The 16,592-nt window shown below is 67.2% G+C and carries 15 protein-coding genes; 10 read left to right on the top strand and 5 right to left on the bottom strand.

Annotation, left to right across the window (positions count from 1 at the left end):
- Nucleotides 1-4 precede the first annotated feature (4 nt).
- The 4 genes from AC3WON_RS01830 to AC3WON_RS01815 all read right to left on the bottom strand — a co-directional run bounded on the left by AC3WON_RS01830 (nucleotide 5) and on the right by AC3WON_RS01815 (nucleotide 4,546).
- Complete coding sequence (locus tag AC3WON_RS01830; protein ID WP_492350989.1) at nucleotides 5-742, bottom strand: ABC transporter ATP-binding protein; 738 nt, start codon at nucleotides 740-742, stop codon at nucleotides 5-7.
- Nucleotides 739-1,545 (bottom strand): ABC transporter ATP-binding protein, encoded by an 807-nt coding sequence (locus AC3WON_RS01825; RefSeq protein WP_492350988.1) that lies wholly within the window; start codon nucleotides 1,543-1,545, stop codon nucleotides 739-741. Before AC3WON_RS01825 ends, AC3WON_RS01830 begins: the two co-directional genes overlap by 4 nt.
- Before the next feature lie 7 nt (nucleotides 1,546-1,552).
- The gene (locus AC3WON_RS01820; RefSeq protein WP_492350987.1) at nucleotides 1,553-2,770 is read right to left on the bottom strand and encodes an ABC transporter substrate-binding protein; all 1,218 of its coding nucleotides are present in this window, start codon (nucleotides 2,768-2,770) and stop codon (nucleotides 1,553-1,555) included.
- A gap of 171 nt (nucleotides 2,771-2,941) precedes the next feature.
- Nucleotides 2,942-4,546 (bottom strand): MFS transporter, encoded by a 1,605-nt coding sequence (locus tag AC3WON_RS01815; RefSeq protein ID WP_492350986.1) that lies wholly within the window; start codon nucleotides 4,544-4,546, stop codon nucleotides 2,942-2,944.
- Between the two features lie 439 nt (nucleotides 4,547-4,985).
- Here AC3WON_RS01815 and AC3WON_RS01810 point away from each other — a divergent pair, with 439 nt between their 5' ends.
- The 8 genes from AC3WON_RS01810 to AC3WON_RS01775 are packed head-to-tail and all read left to right on the top strand — an operon-like array spanning nucleotide 4,986 to nucleotide 13,700.
- Nucleotides 4,986-5,948 (top strand): amidohydrolase family protein, encoded by a 963-nt coding sequence (locus tag AC3WON_RS01810; RefSeq protein ID WP_492350985.1) that lies wholly within the window; start codon nucleotides 4,986-4,988, stop codon nucleotides 5,946-5,948.
- A gap of 21 nt (nucleotides 5,949-5,969) precedes the next feature.
- Nucleotides 5,970-6,722 (top strand): maleate cis-trans isomerase family protein, encoded by a 753-nt coding sequence (locus AC3WON_RS01805; RefSeq protein ID WP_492319104.1) that lies wholly within the window; start codon nucleotides 5,970-5,972, stop codon nucleotides 6,720-6,722.
- A gap of 9 nt (nucleotides 6,723-6,731) precedes the next feature.
- The gene (locus AC3WON_RS01800) at nucleotides 6,732-7,559 is read left to right on the top strand and encodes an alpha/beta fold hydrolase (protein WP_492319105.1); all 828 of its coding nucleotides are present in this window, start codon (nucleotides 6,732-6,734) and stop codon (nucleotides 7,557-7,559) included.
- 16 nt (nucleotides 7,560-7,575) lie between these two features.
- Nucleotides 7,576-8,631 (top strand): 2,5-dihydroxypyridine 5,6-dioxygenase NicX family protein, encoded by a 1,056-nt coding sequence (locus tag AC3WON_RS01795; protein ID WP_492319106.1) that lies wholly within the window; start codon nucleotides 7,576-7,578, stop codon nucleotides 8,629-8,631.
- Nucleotides 8,632-8,633: 2 nt separating this feature from the next.
- Entirely contained in the window at nucleotides 8,634-9,260 is a 627-nt protein-coding gene (locus AC3WON_RS01790; protein WP_492319107.1) for an N-carbamoylsarcosine amidohydrolase, read from the top strand.
- A 33-nt stretch (nucleotides 9,261-9,293) separates the two neighbouring features.
- Nucleotides 9,294-11,690 carry a xanthine dehydrogenase family protein molybdopterin-binding subunit gene (locus AC3WON_RS01785; protein ID WP_492350984.1) on the top strand — a complete coding sequence of 799 codons (2,397 nt, stop codon included), beginning with the start codon at nucleotides 9,294-9,296 and terminating at the stop codon, nucleotides 11,688-11,690.
- A 3-nt stretch (nucleotides 11,691-11,693) separates the two neighbouring features.
- Nucleotides 11,694-12,521 (top strand): FAD binding domain-containing protein, encoded by an 828-nt coding sequence (locus tag AC3WON_RS01780; RefSeq protein ID WP_492350983.1) that lies wholly within the window; start codon nucleotides 11,694-11,696, stop codon nucleotides 12,519-12,521.
- A gap of 9 nt (nucleotides 12,522-12,530) precedes the next feature.
- Nucleotides 12,531-13,700 carry a xanthine dehydrogenase family Fe-S subunit gene (locus tag AC3WON_RS01775; protein WP_492350982.1) on the top strand — a complete coding sequence of 390 codons (1,170 nt, stop codon included), beginning with the start codon at nucleotides 12,531-12,533 and terminating at the stop codon, nucleotides 13,698-13,700.
- Nucleotides 13,701-13,735: 35 nt separating this feature from the next.
- Here the strand turns inward: AC3WON_RS01775 and AC3WON_RS01770 are convergent, their stop codons facing one another.
- Nucleotides 13,736-14,332: a helix-turn-helix domain-containing protein gene (locus AC3WON_RS01770; RefSeq protein ID WP_010813494.1), complete on the bottom strand. Its 597-nt coding sequence runs from the start codon at nucleotides 14,330-14,332 to the stop codon at nucleotides 13,736-13,738.
- Between the two features lie 104 nt (nucleotides 14,333-14,436).
- Here AC3WON_RS01770 and kbl point away from each other — a divergent pair, with 104 nt between their 5' ends.
- Both kbl and AC3WON_RS01760 read left to right on the top strand, forming a co-directional pair.
- Complete coding sequence (gene kbl / locus AC3WON_RS01765) at nucleotides 14,437-15,636, top strand: glycine C-acetyltransferase (protein ID WP_492319111.1); 1,200 nt, start codon at nucleotides 14,437-14,439, stop codon at nucleotides 15,634-15,636.
- Entirely contained in the window at nucleotides 15,636-16,592 is a 957-nt protein-coding gene (locus tag AC3WON_RS01760) for an L-threonine 3-dehydrogenase (RefSeq protein ID WP_492350981.1), read from the top strand. Before kbl ends, AC3WON_RS01760 begins: the two co-directional genes overlap by 1 nt.

Genomic DNA, 16,592 nt, shown 5'->3' with positions numbered 1-16,592 from the left:
CTCCTTAAACGCCCAGCAAGGCGCTGAGCGTGGGCATCTTTCGTTCGAGCTCATCGGCGCCGAACGCCTCGACGATGCGGCCGTGCTCCATCACGAAGAAGCGGTCCGCCAGCGGCGCGGCAAAACGGAAGTTCTGCTCCACCATGACGATGGTGTAGCCGCGGCTGCGCAGCATGGCGATCATCTTCGCCAGCTTTTGCACGATCACGGGCGCCAGGCCTTCCGAGATCTCGTCGAGCAGCAGCACGCTGGCGCCAGTGCGCAGGATGCGGGCCACCGCCAGCATCTGCTGCTCGCCGCCCGACATGCGCGTGCCCTGGCTCTTGCGCCGCTCGTGCAGGTTGGGGAACATCTCGTAGATCTCGCCCAGCGTCATGGGCTCGCGCAGTCCGACCGCGCCCGGGGTGCAGGCGAATTGCGGCGGCAGCAGCAGGTTCTCCTCGCAGGACAGGCTGGCGAAGATGGCGCGCTCTTCCGGGCAGTAGCCCAGGCCCAGCGGCGCGATGCGGTGCGTCTTCATGTCGATGGTTTCCTGGCCGTGCACGCGCACCGAACCCTTGCGCATGCCGACCAGGCCCATGATGGCCCGCAGCGTGGTGGTGCGTCCGGCGCCGTTGCGGCCGAGCAGCGTCACCACCTCGCCCGGGTTGACGGTCAGGTCCACGCCGTGAAGGATGTGCGACTCGCCGTACCAGGCGTGCAGGCCGCGGAGTTCGAGGGCAGGGGAGGCCGTCCTGGTCATGATGCCTCCGCGTTCAGCGCCGCCGCGGCTGCGGGGCGGTCTTCGGGTTCGTCGGTGGTTCCCATATAGGCTTCCCTTACCTGCGGATTGCGTGAGATCTCGTCATAGGTCCCTTCTGCCAGCACCGCGCCGCGCTGCAGCACCGTGATGCGGTCCACGATGGACGACACCACGCTCATGTTGTGCTCCACCATCAGCACTGTCCGCCCCGCCGAAACGCGCTTGATCAGGGCGGTGACGGTCTCCACGTCTTCATGCCCCATGCCTTGCGTCGGTTCGTCCAGCAGCATCAGCTCCGGGTCGGTCGCGAGCGTGGTGGCGAGTTCCAGCGCGCGCTTGCGCCCGTAGGCCAGCTCCGCCGTGCCCAGGTGCGCGAAGCCGGCCAGGCCGACCGCATCCAGCAGTTCCATGGCGCGGCCGTCCAGCCGCGACAGGGAGCGCCTGCCGCGCCAGAAATGCCAGGAGGTCCCGAGCCGGCGCTGCAGCGCGATGCGCACGTTCTCCAGCACCGTCAGTTGCGGAAACACCGCCGAGATCTGGAACGAGCGGATCACCCCCATGCGGGCGATCTGGGCCGGCCGCAGCGCGGTGATGTCGGTGCCGTTGAAGTGGATCGAGCCGGACGAGGGCGCATGGAACTTCGTCAGCAGATTGAAGCAGGTGGTCTTGCCGGCGCCGTTGGGGCCGATCAGCGCATGGATCGAGCCCCGCCGCACGGACAGGCTGACATCGCTGACTGCGGTAAAGCCCTTGAAGGCCTTGGTCAGTCTCTGCGTCTGCAGGATTACATCAGTGTCAGGCATGGCGCGCTCACTTCTTCACCAGGGGGCATTCGCTGGCGGACAGCGGCCGGAAGGCTTCGTCGCCGGGGATCGTGCCGATGTACCTGACCAGGTCCCACGGGCCCTTGGACTCGGCCGGGGTCTTGGCCTGGGCCAGGTACATGTCATGCACCATGCGGCCGTCGACACGCACCTTGCCGTTGCGCACGAAGGCATCGTTGACGGGCAGCGCGCGCATCTTCTCCGCCACGGCCGGGCCTTCCACGGTCTTGGCGGCTTCCACCCCCTTCAGGTAATGCAACACGCCTGAATAGACGCCGATCTGGCCATGCGTGGGATAGGCCTTGTGGCGCTTGTAGTAGCGCTCGACGAAGTCCTTCGACTTGCCATCCAGGTCGAGCTTGAACGGGTCGACATAGGTCAGCCCCTGCGCGGCGTTCAGGCCCAGGCTCTTGATATCGGTGATGAAGGTGGAGGGCGTGATCACCGTCTGGCCTGCCTTGATCAGGCCGAACTCGCCGGCTGCCTTGACCCCGTTGATCATGTCGTTGCCGGCATTGGCCAGCACCACCACCTTCGCCTTGGAAGCCGAGGCGGCCACCACCGGGCTGCTGAAATCGCTGGCGTTGAGCGGATGCCGGGTGGCACCCACGTTCTTGCCGCCGCCGGCGTCCACGGCCTTGCGGAAATCCGCCTCCAGCGACTGGCCGAAGGCGTAGTCCACGGTGATGTAGTACCAGCTGTTGCGGCCCTGTTCGATCATGCGCCGCACCAGCGGGTAAGACACCGAATACGTGTCCCAGGCCCAGTGGAAGCCGGTGGGCGAGCAGTTCTGGTTGGTCAGTGCCATGGCGCCGCCGGTCGAGACGATGTCGATCTTCTGCTTCTGCCGCGCCACCTCCTGCACCGCCAGCGCGGTCGACGAGTTGGGGAAGTCGATCACCATGTCGACGCCATCGGTATCGAACCAGCGGCGCGCCAGCGACGAGGCGATATCGGCCTTGTTCTGGTGATCGGCGGAAAGCACCGTCACGGGTTTGCCGAGGGCCTTGCCGCCGAACTCTTCCACCGCCATCTGCGCGGCAAGCACGGAGCCCTTGCCGGAGAGGTCGGCGTAGGAGCCGGACATGTCGGTGATGACGCCGATCTTCACGCCATTGGCGTCGGCCAGTGCGGGCGTGGCGGCGGCCAGGCCCAGCAGGGCGGAGGACGCAGCGAGGGTGCGGAGGATGCGAGAGGTGGACATCAGGGGCTCCAGGTTGTCTACGCGAAAGATTGGAATGGTTGCGATGGCTGCGTCGGCAGACCGCGGCGCCATCGCTGCGCCGCGGGTAGCGCGGATAAACTCAGTATGCTGAATAGTTGACCGGAAGAAAGGGCGGAGAGATCCGCCCTTCAGCTTCACCCGTAGTGCCGCTCAGGTAGCCAGGTCGCGGCCGCGCGTCTCCGGCACGAACAGCATGCCAATGACGAAGGCCAGGCCGGCGATGATCACCGGGTACCACAGGCCGAAGTAGACGTCGCCGCTGGCCACGTTCATGGCCGTGACCACGAAGGACAGCATGCCGCCGACCCAGCCCGCGCCGAGGTGGAAGGGCAGCGACAGCGAGGTGTAGCGCACCCGGGCCGGGAACAGTTCCACCATGAAGGCCGCCATCGGCCCGTACACCATCGCCAGGAACAGGATCGGGACCAGCAGCAGCACGAATACCATCGGCGTGTTGATCTTCGCGGGGTCCGCGCGCTCGGGCCAGCCGGCCGCCACCAGCGCGCTCTTGATGGCGTCGCGGTCAAAGCCCTGCAGCGTGCGATCCGCGATGCGTACTTCCGCCTGCGCCGGATTGCTGGCCGGCACGAAGGTGTAGCCCACGCCCAGGTCGGTCAGGTAGCCGCGGATCTTGTCGCAGGCGGACACCGGCTCGCCGAACAGGCGCGCCTTGCAGTCGCCGGCCGTCACCCGCACGGCGCCTTGCTGCTGGAACTGTTCGAGCGCCGGATTGGCATAGTGGGTCAGGCCCTTGAACACCGGCTGGATGCACACCGCCGCCAGCAGGCAGGCGGCCATCATGATGTACTTGCGGCCGATGCGGTCGGACAGCCAGCCGAACAGCAGGTAGCAGGGCGTGGCCACCACCAGCGCGATCCCGATCAGCATGTGGACCGTTTCGAGCGGCACATGCAGCGTCTTGTTGAGGAAGAACATCGAGTAGAAGTGGCCGGTGCCGAAGATGGCGCCCAGGCCCGCCGCCACCACGAACAGCAGCAGCACCGACCTGAGGTTCTTCCAGTTGGTGAAGCTTTCGCGGATCGGCGCCCTGGAGGTGGTGTTGGCAGCCTTCATCCGGGCAAAGACCGGCGATTCATGCAGCTTGCCGCGGATGTAGACCGAGATCACCAGCATCACCAGCGACACGATGAAGGGAATGCGCCAGCCCCAGTCACGGAACTCGGCCTCGGTCAGGAAGGTCTTGAGCAGGTAGACGACCAGCAACGAGGACAGCAGGCCCAGCGTTGCCGTGGTCTGCAGCGAACTGGTGTACAGCCCGCGCTTGTGCACGGGGGAGTGCTCGGCCACGTAGGTGACCGCGCCGCCGACCTCGCCGCCCAGCGCCAGGCCTTGCAGCAGCCGCAGCAACACCAGCAGCACCGTGGCGGTGATGCCGATCTGCTCATACGTGGGCAGCACGCCGACGCCGACGGTGGCAACACCCATCAGCAGGATGGTGACCAGGAAGGTGTACTTGCGCCCGATCAGGTCGCCCAGGCGGCCGAACAGCAGCGCGCCCACCGGCCGTATCAGGAAGCCTGCGCCGAAGGTGGCCAGGCTGGCCAGGAAGGCGGCAGTCTCATTGCCCTTGGGGAAGAACAGTGCGCCGAAGTACACCGCCAGTGCGGCGTAGATGTAGAAGTCGTACCACTCCATCAGGGCGCCGAAGGAAGAGGCAAGGATGACCTTGCGCTCCTCGGCTGTCATGCCGGAGGCGGGGGCGCGTGTCTCGCTGCGAGTCAGGCTGATCGTCATGGCGGGGGTCCTTTGGTCTAGCTGTTGTCTCTATATGTCTGCTCGTCCCGGCGGTGCCGGCGCCGCTGGCCAGGGCCTGTCGGCCCCTCGCGCAGTGCAGCGCCGCATCCTTCCGGTGCATCAGTCAGTATGCTGATGAGAAACGCAGTATGCTGAGCAAAATGTGGGCCAGTCCACAATGTGCCGGAATGCCCGAAATCGCCTGCTTAAATGGTCTTTTAATATCATCAGCATACTGAGCATCTGGGCTCAGTGTACTGAGGGCCTATGGCCATCGTTATAGGTGTTAACCCTCCGCGCCGCTTCTAGACTTTTGGAAATTCGCTGACTAGAATCCGAAACTAATCAGTGTACTGAGCAATTGCATCGGCGCACGCCGCATGCCATGCAGGACGCGCCCGCAGCGAAGCGATTTCACCAATCAGGAGCCCCCACCAGCATGACCAAAGTGAAGAAGATCGCCCTCGAAGAGCATTTCATGACGCCGGGATTCCAGGCCTATTCCAAGGCGTTCACGCAGCATATCGATCCGGCGGTGTTTGCCGAGCTGGACCGCCGCCTCGCCGATTTCGACGAGGACCGCCTCGCCGAGATGGACCGTGCCGGCATCGACATCACGGTGCTGTCGCAGACTGGCCCGGGCGTGCAGGGCGAGTCCGACACCGGCCTTGCCCTGGCGCGGGCGCGCGAGAGCAATGACTTCCTGGCCGCGCAGATCGCACGCCACCCGACGCGCTTTGCCGGCTTTGCCGCGCTGCCCATGCACGACCCGGAACAGGCCGCGCGCGAGCTGGAACGCGCCGTGCGCGAGCTTGGCTTCAAGGGCTCGCTGGTGAACGGCCATACCCACGGGCGCTACTACGACGACCCGGCATACGATGCTTTCTGGGAACGCATGCAGGCGCTGGACGTGCCCATGTACCTGCACCCGACCGATGCGCTGGTTCAGCCGCAGGTCCTGGCGGGCCACCCCGAACTGACCGGCGCGGCGTGGGGCTGGGGCGTAGAGACCGCATCGCATGCGCTGCGGCTGCTGTTCGGCGGCGTGTTCGACCGCTTCCCGCGCCTGAAGCTCATCCTCGGCCATATGGGCGAGGGCCTGCCGTACCAGCGCTGGCGCTTCGACAGCCGCTTTGCGGTCTATTCGCACGGCGTCCGGCTGGCGCGCGCGCCTTCGGAATACATCGGCACCAATATCGTCATCACCACTTCGGGGGTGTGCTCGCACGGTGCGCTGGCCGGTGCCATTGCCGAGCTCGGCGCGGAGGCCGTGATGTTCTCGGTCGACTACCCCTACGAATCGACCGAAGTCGCGGCGAAGTTCATCGAGGACGCGCCGCTCGACGACACCACGCGCGCGCTGGTCTGCCACGGCAACGCGCAACGCCTGCTCAAGCTGTAACCGTACAACCCGAGGACCCTCATGCAAAAAGTCTTTCGCATCGGCCAGATCGTTCCCAGCTCGAACACGACCATGGAAACCGAGATTCCCGCGATGCTGCTGGCGCGCCAGCAGATCCGCCCGGAGCGCTTTACCTTCCACTCCAGCCGCATGCGCATGAAGAAGGTGGTCAAGGAAGAGCTGGCCGCCATGGATGCCGAATCCGACCGCTGCGCGGTGGAGCTCAGCGACGCCCGCGTCGACGTGCTCGGCTACGCCTGCCTGGTCGCCATCATGGCCATGGGCCACGGCTATCACCGCAAGTCGGAGCAGCGCCTGAAGGCCCACACCATCGAGAATGGCGGCGACGCGCCGGTGATCACCAGCGCCGGTGCGCTGGTGGATGCGCTGCGCGTGATCGGCGCGCGCCGCATCGCCGTGGTGGCGCCGTACATGAAGCCGCTGACCGAGCTGGTGGTGGACTACATCCGCAACGAAGGCTATGAGGTGGTGGACTACCGCGCGCTGGAGATTCCGGACAACCTTGAGGTCGGCCGCCACGATCCGTCGCGGCTGCCGGGCATCGTGTCGCAGATGAAGCTGGCGGATGTCGATGCCATCGTGCTGTCGGCCTGCGTGCAGATGCCGTCGCTGCCGGCAGTGGCAAAAGTGGAGGCGATGACGGGCAAGCCGGTCATCACCGCGGCCATCGCCACCACCTACGCTATGCTCAAGGCGCTGGACCTGGAGCCGGTCGTGCCGGGCGCCGGCGCGCTGCTGTCGGGCGCCTACTGAGGGCATGCCATGACCACTTTCCTTTATGGCGGGCATGTCCATGCCAACGGCATTCGCCAGCACTACCTGCGCTATGGCGGAAGTGACGGTGCACGCGCCGCGCGCGATCCCGTGATCATCGTGCCGGGCATCACCAGCCCGGCAATCACCTGGGGCTTCGTCGGCGAGCGCTTTGGCGCCAGCTTCGATACCTATGTGCTGGACGTGCGCGGGCGTGGCCTGTCGTCGGCCGAGGCCGGGCTGGACTACAGCCTCGACGCCCAGGCCCGCGACGTAGTGGCCTTTGCCGAGGCGCTTGGCCTGCGCCGCTACAGCGTGGTTGGCCATTCGATGGGCGCACGCATCGGCGTGCGCGCCGCGGCGGGCCGGCCTGGCGGCCTGGCCAGGCTGGTGCTGGTGGATCCGCCGGTGTCGGGGCCCGGGCGCCGCGCATATCCCGCGCACCTGCCGTGGTATGTGGACTCCATCCGCCTGTCGCGCCAGGGCACCGACGTGGAGGGCATGCGCCGTTTCTGCCCGACCTGGACCGACGAGCAGCTGCGCCTGCGCGCCGAATGGCTGCATACCTGCAACGAAGACGCCGTGGTGCGCAGCTTCGAGGATTTCCATCGCGACGACATCCATGCGGACCTGCCCCGGGTCAAGGTGCCGACGCTGCTGATGACCGCCGGGCGTGGCGACGTGGTGCGCGCTGAAGACGTGGCGCAGATCCGCACGCTGCTGCCGGGGGTGCTGGTCAGCCACGTTGCCAGTGCCGGCCACATGATCCCGTGGGATGACGAAGCGGGCTTTTACGCGGCGCTGGGGGATTTCCTCGGCGCGCCGCTGACGCAATGACAAGCAAGGAGGCGACATGCCGGTAAGTGACCACCAGATGATCGAGGCCTGGCGCAAGGTGCTGAAGCTGTCGCGGCTGGAGCCGGGCCAGACCGTCACCATCCTGACCAGCGCTGCGACCCACCCGCAGACGCTGTCCACCGCGCTGATCGCCACGCAGGCGATGGGTGCCATCGTCAACCGGCTCGACCTGCCGCCGGTCAACGGTGAAAAGGCGCTGAGCCGCGACGCGCTGGCCTACCTGGGCACGACTCCGCTCACGGGCAACCGTGCCGCGATTGCCGCGCTCAGGGAAAGCGACCTGGTGCTGGACCTGATGACGCTGCTGTTCTCCCCCGAGCAGCACGACATCCTGAAGGGCGGCACCAAAATCCTGCTGGCCGTCGAGCCGCCCGAGGTGCTGGCGCGCCTGGTGCCTTGCGAGGCCGACCGCGAGCGCGTCAAGGCCGCCTCCGAGCGGCTGGCCCGCGCCAAGGAAATGCATGTGGTGTCGCCGGCCGGCACCGACCTGCGCTGCCCGCTGGGCGAGTTCCCGGCCATCAGCGAGTATGGCTTTGTCGACGAGCCCGGGCGCTGGGACCACTGGCCCAGCGGCTTCGCGCTGACCTGGCCCAACGAGGGCGCTGCCAACGGCACCATCGTGCTGGAGCGCGGCGACATCCTGCTGCCGCAGAAGACCTACGTCACCGAGCCGGTCATGCTGACGGTCGAGGGCGGCTTTGCCACGCGCATCGAAGGCGGCCTGCACGCCGAACTGCTGAGCGAGTACATGGCCTCCTTCAACGACCCGCAGGCCTATGCCATCTCGCATATCGGCTGGGGGCTGCAGCCGCGCGCGCACTGGTCCACGCTGGGGCTGTACGATCGCGAGGCCACCATCGGTATGGACGCGCGCGCGTTCGAGGGCAACTTCCTGTTCTCGCTCGGCCCCAATAACGAAGCCGGCGGCAGCCGCACCACAGCCTGCCATATCGATATTCCCGTGCGTAACTGTACCGTCCGCCTGGACGGCGTGGATGTGGTGAGCCGCGGCAAGGTCACGGACGGATTCCGCTATCCGGAGGAGAAGTAGCCATGCACAAGGAGATCGGCGCGTACCAGCGCCAGGGCTTCGGCAACGACCTGGAACTGGCGGGCCCGATCGGGCTGCTGGTGGTCGATTTCGTCAACGGCTTTGCCGATCCGGAGGTGTTCGGCGGCGGCAATATCCGCGAGGCCATCGCCAACACCGTGCCGCTGCTGGCCGTGGCACGGCGCGAGGGCTGGGCGATTGCACACAGCCGCATCGTTTTTGCAGACGATGGTTCGGACCACAACATCTTCTCCATGAAGGTGCCGAACATGCTGTCGCTGAAGGAGCGCGAGCGCAACAGCGCCATCGTCGAAGAACTGGCGCCGCGGGCCGGCGAGCTGGTGGTGCGCAAGACCGTGCCGTCGGCGTTCTTCGGTACGTCGCTGGCCGCCTGGCTGACGCAGCGCGGCGTGCGCACGCTGGTGGTGGCCGGCGCGGTGACCAGCGGCTGCGTGCGCGCCAGCGTGGTGGACGCCATGCAATACGGCTTCCGGCCGCTGGTGCTGTCGGATTGCGTCGGCGACCGCGCGCTTGGACCGCACCAGGCCAACCTGTTCGACATGGAACAGAAATATGCCAAGGTCACCACCCGCGCGGAAGGGCTGGCGGCCATCGGGGTGCGCGAATGAGCGCTTGCATGAATCATCGGGACGGATAAGACAATGACATCGTCGATGGAACCGGATCATTCGGAAGGAGGGCGCGGCCAGGGCGTGGGGGCCCGGGTGGCGCGCAAGGAAGACGCCAGGCACCTGCACGGCAAGGGCCGCTTTGTCGCGGACATCGCCATGCCGGACCTGCAGGAGGTGGCCTTCCTGCGCAGCCCCGTGGCGCATGCCAGGCTGTTGTCCGTGACCAAGCCCGCGCGCCACGCGCAAGCGGTGATCGTGCGCGAGGACATGGCGGCGGCGCGGGACATCGTCGCGGATTCGGCGTTCCCGTCCTACCAGCCGTCGGCTCAGGCGCCGCTGGCCAGCGGCAAGGTGCGCTTTGTCGGCGAGCCCGTTGCCATGGCCTTTGCCCCCACGCGCGCCGAAGCCGAGGACATCGCCGAGCAGGTGGTGGCCGAGTTCGACGAGCTGCCCGCGCTGACCGACGTGGCACAGGCCCGCCAGCTCGCAGGCGAGGTGCGCGTGCACGAACACTGGCGCGACAACACCTTCCTGACGCTGAATATCGACAAGAACTTCGAGGCGCGCCAGCGCGAGGCCTCCGTCGTCGTCCACCGCAAGGTCAACCTGGCGCGCCAGTGCATGGTGCCGATGGAGGGCAAGGCGGTGCTGGCCTACTGGGACCACCAGTTCGACCAGCTGGTGGTGTACAGCGCCACCCAGGTGCCGCATATGATCCGGACCATCCTGAGCCATTGCCTGGGCCTGGACCAGGCGCGCGTTCGCGTGATCTCGCCGGACGTTGGCGGCGCCTTTGGCTACAAATGCGTGCTGCAGCAGGAAGAGCTCTGTATCGCCTGGCTGGCGCTGACCTACAAGCGGCCGTTCCGCTTTATCGAGGACCGGCGCGAGCACCTGACCGCCGGCGCCAACTCGCGTGAGCATCACTACGCGCTTACCGCCTATGCCGACAAGCGCGGCCGCCTGCTGGCGCTGGACGCGAACATCGCCATCGACGGCGGTGCCTATTCGGTCTGGCCCTTCACCATCGGGCTGGAGCCGGGGCAGGCGATCGGCAACCTGCCCGGTCCCTATGCCTTCGACGGATACCGCTGCGAGACTACCTGCGTGGCCACCAACAAGCCGGGTTTCGTGCCGTATCGCGGCGTGGCCCGGACCGGCGTCTGCTTCGCCATGGAACTGATGATGGATGCGATCGCGCGCGAGGTGGGGCGCGAGCCGTGGGAAGTGCGCTGCGAAAACCTGGTGCCGCCGCAGGCCATGCCTTACGTCAACGTGACCAACAAGCACTTCGACGGCGGCGACTACCCGGCCAGCGTGCGCCAGGCGATGGAGATGATCGACCTGCCCGCGATCCGCGCGCGGCAGCAGGCGGGTCCGCAGGGCAGCCGCTATGTCGGCGTGGGCTTCGGCACCTACACCGAGCAGTCGGCGCATGGCACTTCCGTGTTCGCGGCCTGGGGCACGCCGGTGATCCCGGGCTTCGACTCGGCCACGGTGCGCATCACGCCGGACGGCGGCCTCGAAGTGCGCGTCGGCGTGCATTCGCACGGGCAGGGGATGGAGACCACCTTCGCGCAGATTGCCCACGAGATCCTGGGCATTGACATCGGACGGATCAAGCTGGTGCATGGCGATACCGGTCTGACGCCGTTCTCCACCGGCACCTATGCCTCGCGCTCGCTGGTGATGTCGGGCGGCGCGGTGTCGCGGGCGTGCAAGGCGCTGCTGCCGCGGCTGCGGAAGATTGGCGCGCATATGCTGGGGCAGCCGGTGGAGGCGGTGACGTTCGCAGCCGGCGCAGTGCGTGCAGGCGATGCCAACGTCATCCATATCGGCCGCATTGCCGACGCCTGGTACATCAATCCCCACCTGCTGCCGCCCGATGTGGATGCGCAAGGGCTAGAGGTCACCATGGGCTTCAAGCCCGCGGTCGATACCGGCAGCTTCACCTATGCAACCCACGCGGTCGCGGTGGAAGTCGATATCGATTCCGGCCATGTCGAGATCCTGGACTACGTGGTGGTGGAAGACTGCGGCACCATGATCAATCCGATGGTGGTCGAGGGCCAGACCTATGGCGGCGTGGCGCAGGGCATCGGCACCGCGATGTTCGAGGAGATGCGCTATGACGGCAACGGCCAGCCGCTGGCCTCCACGCTGGCGGACTACATGCTGCCCGGGCCGACCGAGATTCCGTCGATCCGCATCCATCATTTCGAGACGCCGTCGCTGCATACGGAATTCGGCGCCAAGGGGATGGGCGAGGGCGGTGCCATCGCACCGCCGGCGGCGATCTTCAATGCGGTGAACGACGCCTTGCGCGACTTCGGCGTCGAACTTCAGGAAACGCCGCTGACCCCGAGAAAGATCCTTGAAGCGCTGGATGCGGCAGTGGCCGGCGCACAAAGCAAGAAGGCAGCCTGACCGATGAAAGCCGTCGCTTTTTCCTATCATGCGCCCGGCTCGCTGCCGGACGCGCTGGCCCGCCTTGGCGCGGGCACCGACGTGGCCAAGACCATGGGCGGAGGCCAGTCGCTCGGCCCGATGCTGAACCTGCGGCTGACCCGTCCCGACACGGTGGTCGATGTGTCGGGGCTGGCCGAACTGCGGCAAGTCGCATCCACCCCCGATGGCATCCGCATCGGCGCCTGCGTGACCCATGCGCAGATCGAGGACGGCGTGTTCGCGCCGCTGCGCGGCACCATGCTGCAGGCCGTGGCGGGCGGCATTGCCTATCGTGCGATCCGCAACCGCGGCACCGTGGGCGGCAGCCTGGCCCATGCGGACCCGGCCGCGGACTGGGTAGTGGCGATGACCGCGCTGGGTGCGCGCATCGAGATCGCGTCCGGCACCGGCACGCGCGAGGTGCCCATGGAAGCCTTCATGATCGGCGCCTACACCACGGTGCTGGCCGATGGCGAGCTGATCGCCGCCGTGCGCGTGCCGCATGCCACGGCGCACAGCCGCTGGGGCTACCAGAAGCTGTGCCGCAAGACCGGCGAGTTTGCCGAAGCCAGCTGCGCCGCGTACTTCGATGCCAGCCGCCGCTTCGCACGCATTGTGCTCGGCGCGCTGGACGGGCCGCCGGTGGTGCTGCGCGGCCTCACGCGCGCGGTCGCCGCGCAAGGCGCCGCGGCGCTCACCGCAGGTGCCGTGGACGAAGCGGTGGCGCAGGCCGCGCCCGGCAAGGACGCCATCGACCGCAAGCTTTACCGTACCGTCGTGATGCGCTGCGTCACGCAAATGCTGAACTGAGGAGCGCCCGTGCAGACCATCGAATTCAATGTCAACGGCCGCCGGGTTTCCGGCGCGTGCGCGGACCGGACGCACCTGGGCGACTTCCTGCGCGACACGCACCGGCTGACCGGCACCCACCTCGGCTGCGAGCACGGCGTGTGCGGCGCCTGCACCGTGCTGCTCGACGATAAGCCGGTGCGCTCGTGCATCACCTTCGCGGCTGCCTGCCAGGGCGCCGACATCGTCACCGTCGAAGGCTACCAGGACGATGCCGTGATGGCCGACCTGCGCGCGGCCTTCAACCAGCACCACGCGCTGCAGTGCGGCTTCTGCACGCCGGGCATGCTGGCGACCGCGCGCGACATCGTGCTGCGCGTGCCCGACGCCGACGACGCCACCATCCGTCACGAGCTGTCGGGCAACCTGTGCCGCTGCACTGGCTATATGGGGATCGTCGCCGCCATTCGCTCGGTACTGGACGCACGCCGCGCCGCAGCCGGCGTGATTGCGCGGCACGCCGCGGGCGCGGCACCGGCCGAAGCGCCGTTCACCGGTTTTGCGGTTGCCGACGAAGCGCTCGGCACGCTGCCGCACCTGGCCGCCGGCACCGGCGCCGAGGCGGAACGGTCAGCCGACCGCAAGGGCTGGTCGCGCATCGAAGGCGGCTTCACCGTTCCCTACGCGCTCGACGCGGTATGGGCCTTCATGGCCGACCTGCCGGCCGTGGCGGGCTGCCTGCCGGGCGCCGTGCTGACTGAAATGGAGGGGGAGAAGGTCAAGGGCCATATCGCCATCAAGTTCGGCCCGATGTCCGCCAGGTTCGAAGGCGCCGCGCGCCTGCAGCGCGACGACGCGAACAAGCGCGGCGTGCTGAAGGGGGCGGGGCAGGACTCGCTCAGCAATTCCAAAGCCGCGGGCGACATCGCCTACCAGCTGAAGGCGCTTGCCGGGCACGAGACCGAAGTCGCGGTCGACCTGCAGTATTCGCTGCAGGGGCCGCTGGCGCAGTTCTCGCGGTCGGGGCTGGTGCGCGATTTCGTGCGGCGCATGATTGCGGATTTCGGCAAGTCGGTGGCGCGCCGGATGGACCCGACGCTGAGCGATGCCGAACGCAACCAGGCGGTACGCCTCAATCCCGTGGCGATGTTCTTCGGCGTGCTGTGGGAGCGGGTCAAACGGTGGTTCGGCGCCCGCTGAACCCGCCCGCCGGGCTGCTGCGCCCCTTGCCCGCGTCAGCCCGGATGCACTACAACCAGTAGTGCGGTGGCAGTGGTCTTGCCGCCATTGGAGATCGCATGTGCGACATCGGCCGCATAGCGCGCGGTCTCGCCGTGCCTCAGCTTCTTCTCATCGGCGCCCGCGCGCACCGTCATCGATCCGCTCAGCACCGACAGGTGTTCCTGGGTGCCGGCCTCGTGCGGCTCGGAGGCCAGCACGCCGCCGGCCTGGATGGTCAGCTCATACCACTCGAAGCGCCCGGCCAGGTCGATCGGGCCCAGGATGCGCAGGTCGCAGCGGGTATCGGGGCTTTTCAGCGACGGGATCGCGTGCGGCTGGACCACGGTGATGCCGCCGGCGGGGCGCTCAGCGGCGCCTCCGGCGAGGAAGTCCGTCAGGTTCACGCCGAGCGCATTGGCCAGGCGCCACAGCACCGCCACGGTGGGGTTGGCCAGGTTGCGTTCGATCTGCGACAGCATCGACTTGGAAACCCCGGCACGGCGCGACAGTTCATCGAGCGACAGCCGTTGCTGCTGGCGCAGCGCCTGCAGCGCCATGCCGACGGCGGGCGGGCCATCGGCCTGCGGGGTCTGGGCGAGGGCTTGCGTCATGGATTAATGTTCGCTATATTGCGCAAAATGTTCGATATACAGAACGTGTTCGATTTATCGATCGAATCCTAGCACATCCCTCGCACACCAACGGGAGCCAAGCCATGTCGAATGCCGAGGCATTCTATGCATCCATCCGTACCGAACTCGAAAGCATCCGCGCGGCGGGGCTGTTCAAGAACGAGCGCGTGATCGCCACGCCGCAGGGTGCGCGGGTGCGCACCACCGACGGCCGCGAGGTCATCAACCTGTGCGCCAACAACTACCTTGGCTTGTCATCGCACCCGCAGGTGATCGAGGCCGCGCATGAAGCGCTGCGCACGCATGGCTTCGGGCTGAGCTCGGTGCGCTTTATCTGCGGCACGCAAGACCTGCACAAGACGCTGGAGACGCGGCTGTCGGCCTTCCTCGGCACCGAGGACACCATCCTCTATGGCTCGGCCTTCGATGCCAATGGCGGTTTGTTCGAAACGCTGCTGGGCGCGGAAGACGCGGTCATCAGCGATGCGCTCAACCATGCCTCGATCATCGACGGCATCCGCCTGTCCAAGGCGCGCCGCTACCGCTACCAGCACAACGACATGGACGACCTGCGCGTGCAGCTGGAGCAGGCGCGGGCCGACGGCGCGCGCTACATGCTGGTGTTTTCCGACGGCGTGTTCTCGATGGACGGCACCGTGGCGCGGCTCGATGAGATGCGCGCGATCTGCGACGAGTACGGCGCGCTGCTGGGCATCGACGAATGCCATGCCACCGGTTTCATGGGCCAGCGCGGGCGCGGCACGCACGAGGCGCGCGGCGTGTTCGGCAAGATCGACATCATCACCGGCACGCTGGGCAAGGCGCTGGGCGGCGCCTCCGGCGGCTTCACCAGCGCGCGCAAGGAAGTCGTGGCGCTGCTGCGCCAGCGCTCGCGGCCCTACCTGTTCTCCAATACGGTGGCGCCGGCCATCGTGGGAGCGTCGATCGCGGTGCTCGACATCCTGGAAGCCAGCACCGAGCTGCGCGACCGGCTGGAGGGCAATACCAGGTTCTTCCGCGCGGGACTGGACCAGCTGGGCTTCGACGTCAAGGCGGGCGACCACCCCATCATCCCGATCATGGTCTACGACGCCGACAAGGCGCAGCAACTGGCGCAGCGCCTGCTGGAGCTGGGCGTGTACGTGGTCGGCTTCTTCTACCCGGTGGTGCCCAAGGGCCAGGCGCGCATCCGCGTGCAGATGAGCGCGCTGCATGACGAGGCCGCGCTGCAGGCGGCGCTGGATGCCTTCGGCCAGGCTGGCCGTGAACTGGGGCTGATCTGATGGAAGACGGCAAACCGAAGATCCTGATCGTCGGCGCCAACGGCCAGATCGGGTCTGAACTGGCATTGGCGCTGGCCGAGCGCTACGGGCGCACCAACGTGATCACCTCCGACGTGGTGCCCACCGGCCGCCATGTGCACCTGACGCACGAGATGCTCAACGCCACCGACCGCGGCGAGCTCGCCACCGTGGTCGAGCGCCACGGCATCACCCAGGTCTACCTGCTGGCGGCCGCGCTGTCCGCCACCGGCGAAAAGGCGCCGCAGTGGGCCTGGAACCTCAATATGACCAGCCTGCTCAATGTGCTGGAGCTGGCGCGGCAGACCGGGCTGGAGCGGGTGTTCTGGCCAAGCTCGATTGCGGCCTTCGGCCCGACCACGCCTGCCGGACAGACACCGCAGAAGACCGTGATGGAGCCCACCACGGTCTACGGCATCTCCAAGCAGGCGGGCGAGGGCTGGTGCCGCTGGTATCACGCCAACCATGGCGTGGATGTGCGCAGCGTGCGCTATCCCGGTCTGATCTCGCACAAGACCCCGCCCGGCGGCGGCACCACCGACTATGCGGTCGACATCTTCCATGCGGCGGTGAAGGGCGAGCCCTACACCTGCTTCCTGAAGGAAGACGAGGCCCTGCCAATGATGTACATGCCCGATGCGATCCGCGCCACCGTCGAACTGATGGAAGTCCCGGCCGGCAAGCTGAGCGAGCGCGGCAGCTACAACATCGCCGGCATGAGCTTCACGCCCGCGCAGATCGCCGCGGCCATCCGCGAGCAGGTGCCGGGCTTCCAGATCCGCTATGAACCCGACTATCGCCAGGCGATTGCGCAAGGCTGGCCGGATTCGATCGACGATTCGGTCGCGCGCGCGGACTGGGGCTGGCAGGCGGAGTACGGCCTGAAGGAGATGGTGGCGGACATGCTGGCCAACCTGAAGGCGACGCTGCCCGCCTGA

It is taken from the genome of Cupriavidus sp. FW305-46 (assembly GCF_058787075.1).
This window is presented reverse-complemented; position numbering and strand designations above follow the sequence as displayed.

Excerpts from the sequence above, each read along its gene's own strand:
- AC3WON_RS01830 (WP_492350989.1), bottom strand. The coding sequence starts at position 742 with ATGACCAGGACGGCCTCCCCTGCCCTCGAACTCCGCGGCCTGCACGCC.
- AC3WON_RS01825 (WP_492350988.1), bottom strand. The coding sequence starts at position 1,545 with ATGCCTGACACTGATGTAATCCTGCAGACGCAGAGACTGACCAAGGCC.
- AC3WON_RS01820 (WP_492350987.1), bottom strand. The coding sequence starts at position 2,770 with ATGTCCACCTCTCGCATCCTCCGCACCCTCGCTGCGTCCTCCGCCCTG.
- AC3WON_RS01815 (WP_492350986.1), bottom strand. The coding sequence starts at position 4,546 with ATGACGATCAGCCTGACTCGCAGCGAGACACGCGCCCCCGCCTCCGGC.
- AC3WON_RS01810 (WP_492350985.1), top strand. The coding sequence starts at position 4,986 with ATGACCAAAGTGAAGAAGATCGCCCTCGAAGAGCATTTCATGACGCCG.
- AC3WON_RS01805 (WP_492319104.1), top strand. The coding sequence starts at position 5,970 with ATGCAAAAAGTCTTTCGCATCGGCCAGATCGTTCCCAGCTCGAACACG.
- AC3WON_RS01800 (WP_492319105.1), top strand. The coding sequence starts at position 6,732 with ATGACCACTTTCCTTTATGGCGGGCATGTCCATGCCAACGGCATTCGC.
- AC3WON_RS01795 (WP_492319106.1), top strand. The coding sequence starts at position 7,576 with ATGCCGGTAAGTGACCACCAGATGATCGAGGCCTGGCGCAAGGTGCTG.
- AC3WON_RS01790 (WP_492319107.1), top strand. The coding sequence starts at position 8,634 with ATGCACAAGGAGATCGGCGCGTACCAGCGCCAGGGCTTCGGCAACGAC.
- AC3WON_RS01785 (WP_492350984.1), top strand. The coding sequence starts at position 9,294 with ATGACATCGTCGATGGAACCGGATCATTCGGAAGGAGGGCGCGGCCAG.
- AC3WON_RS01780 (WP_492350983.1), top strand. The coding sequence starts at position 11,694 with ATGAAAGCCGTCGCTTTTTCCTATCATGCGCCCGGCTCGCTGCCGGAC.
- AC3WON_RS01770 (WP_010813494.1), bottom strand. The coding sequence starts at position 14,332 with ATGACGCAAGCCCTCGCCCAGACCCCGCAGGCCGATGGCCCGCCCGCC.
- kbl (WP_492319111.1), top strand. The coding sequence starts at position 14,437 with ATGTCGAATGCCGAGGCATTCTATGCATCCATCCGTACCGAACTCGAA.
- AC3WON_RS01760 (WP_492350981.1), top strand. The coding sequence starts at position 15,636 with ATGGAAGACGGCAAACCGAAGATCCTGATCGTCGGCGCCAACGGCCAG.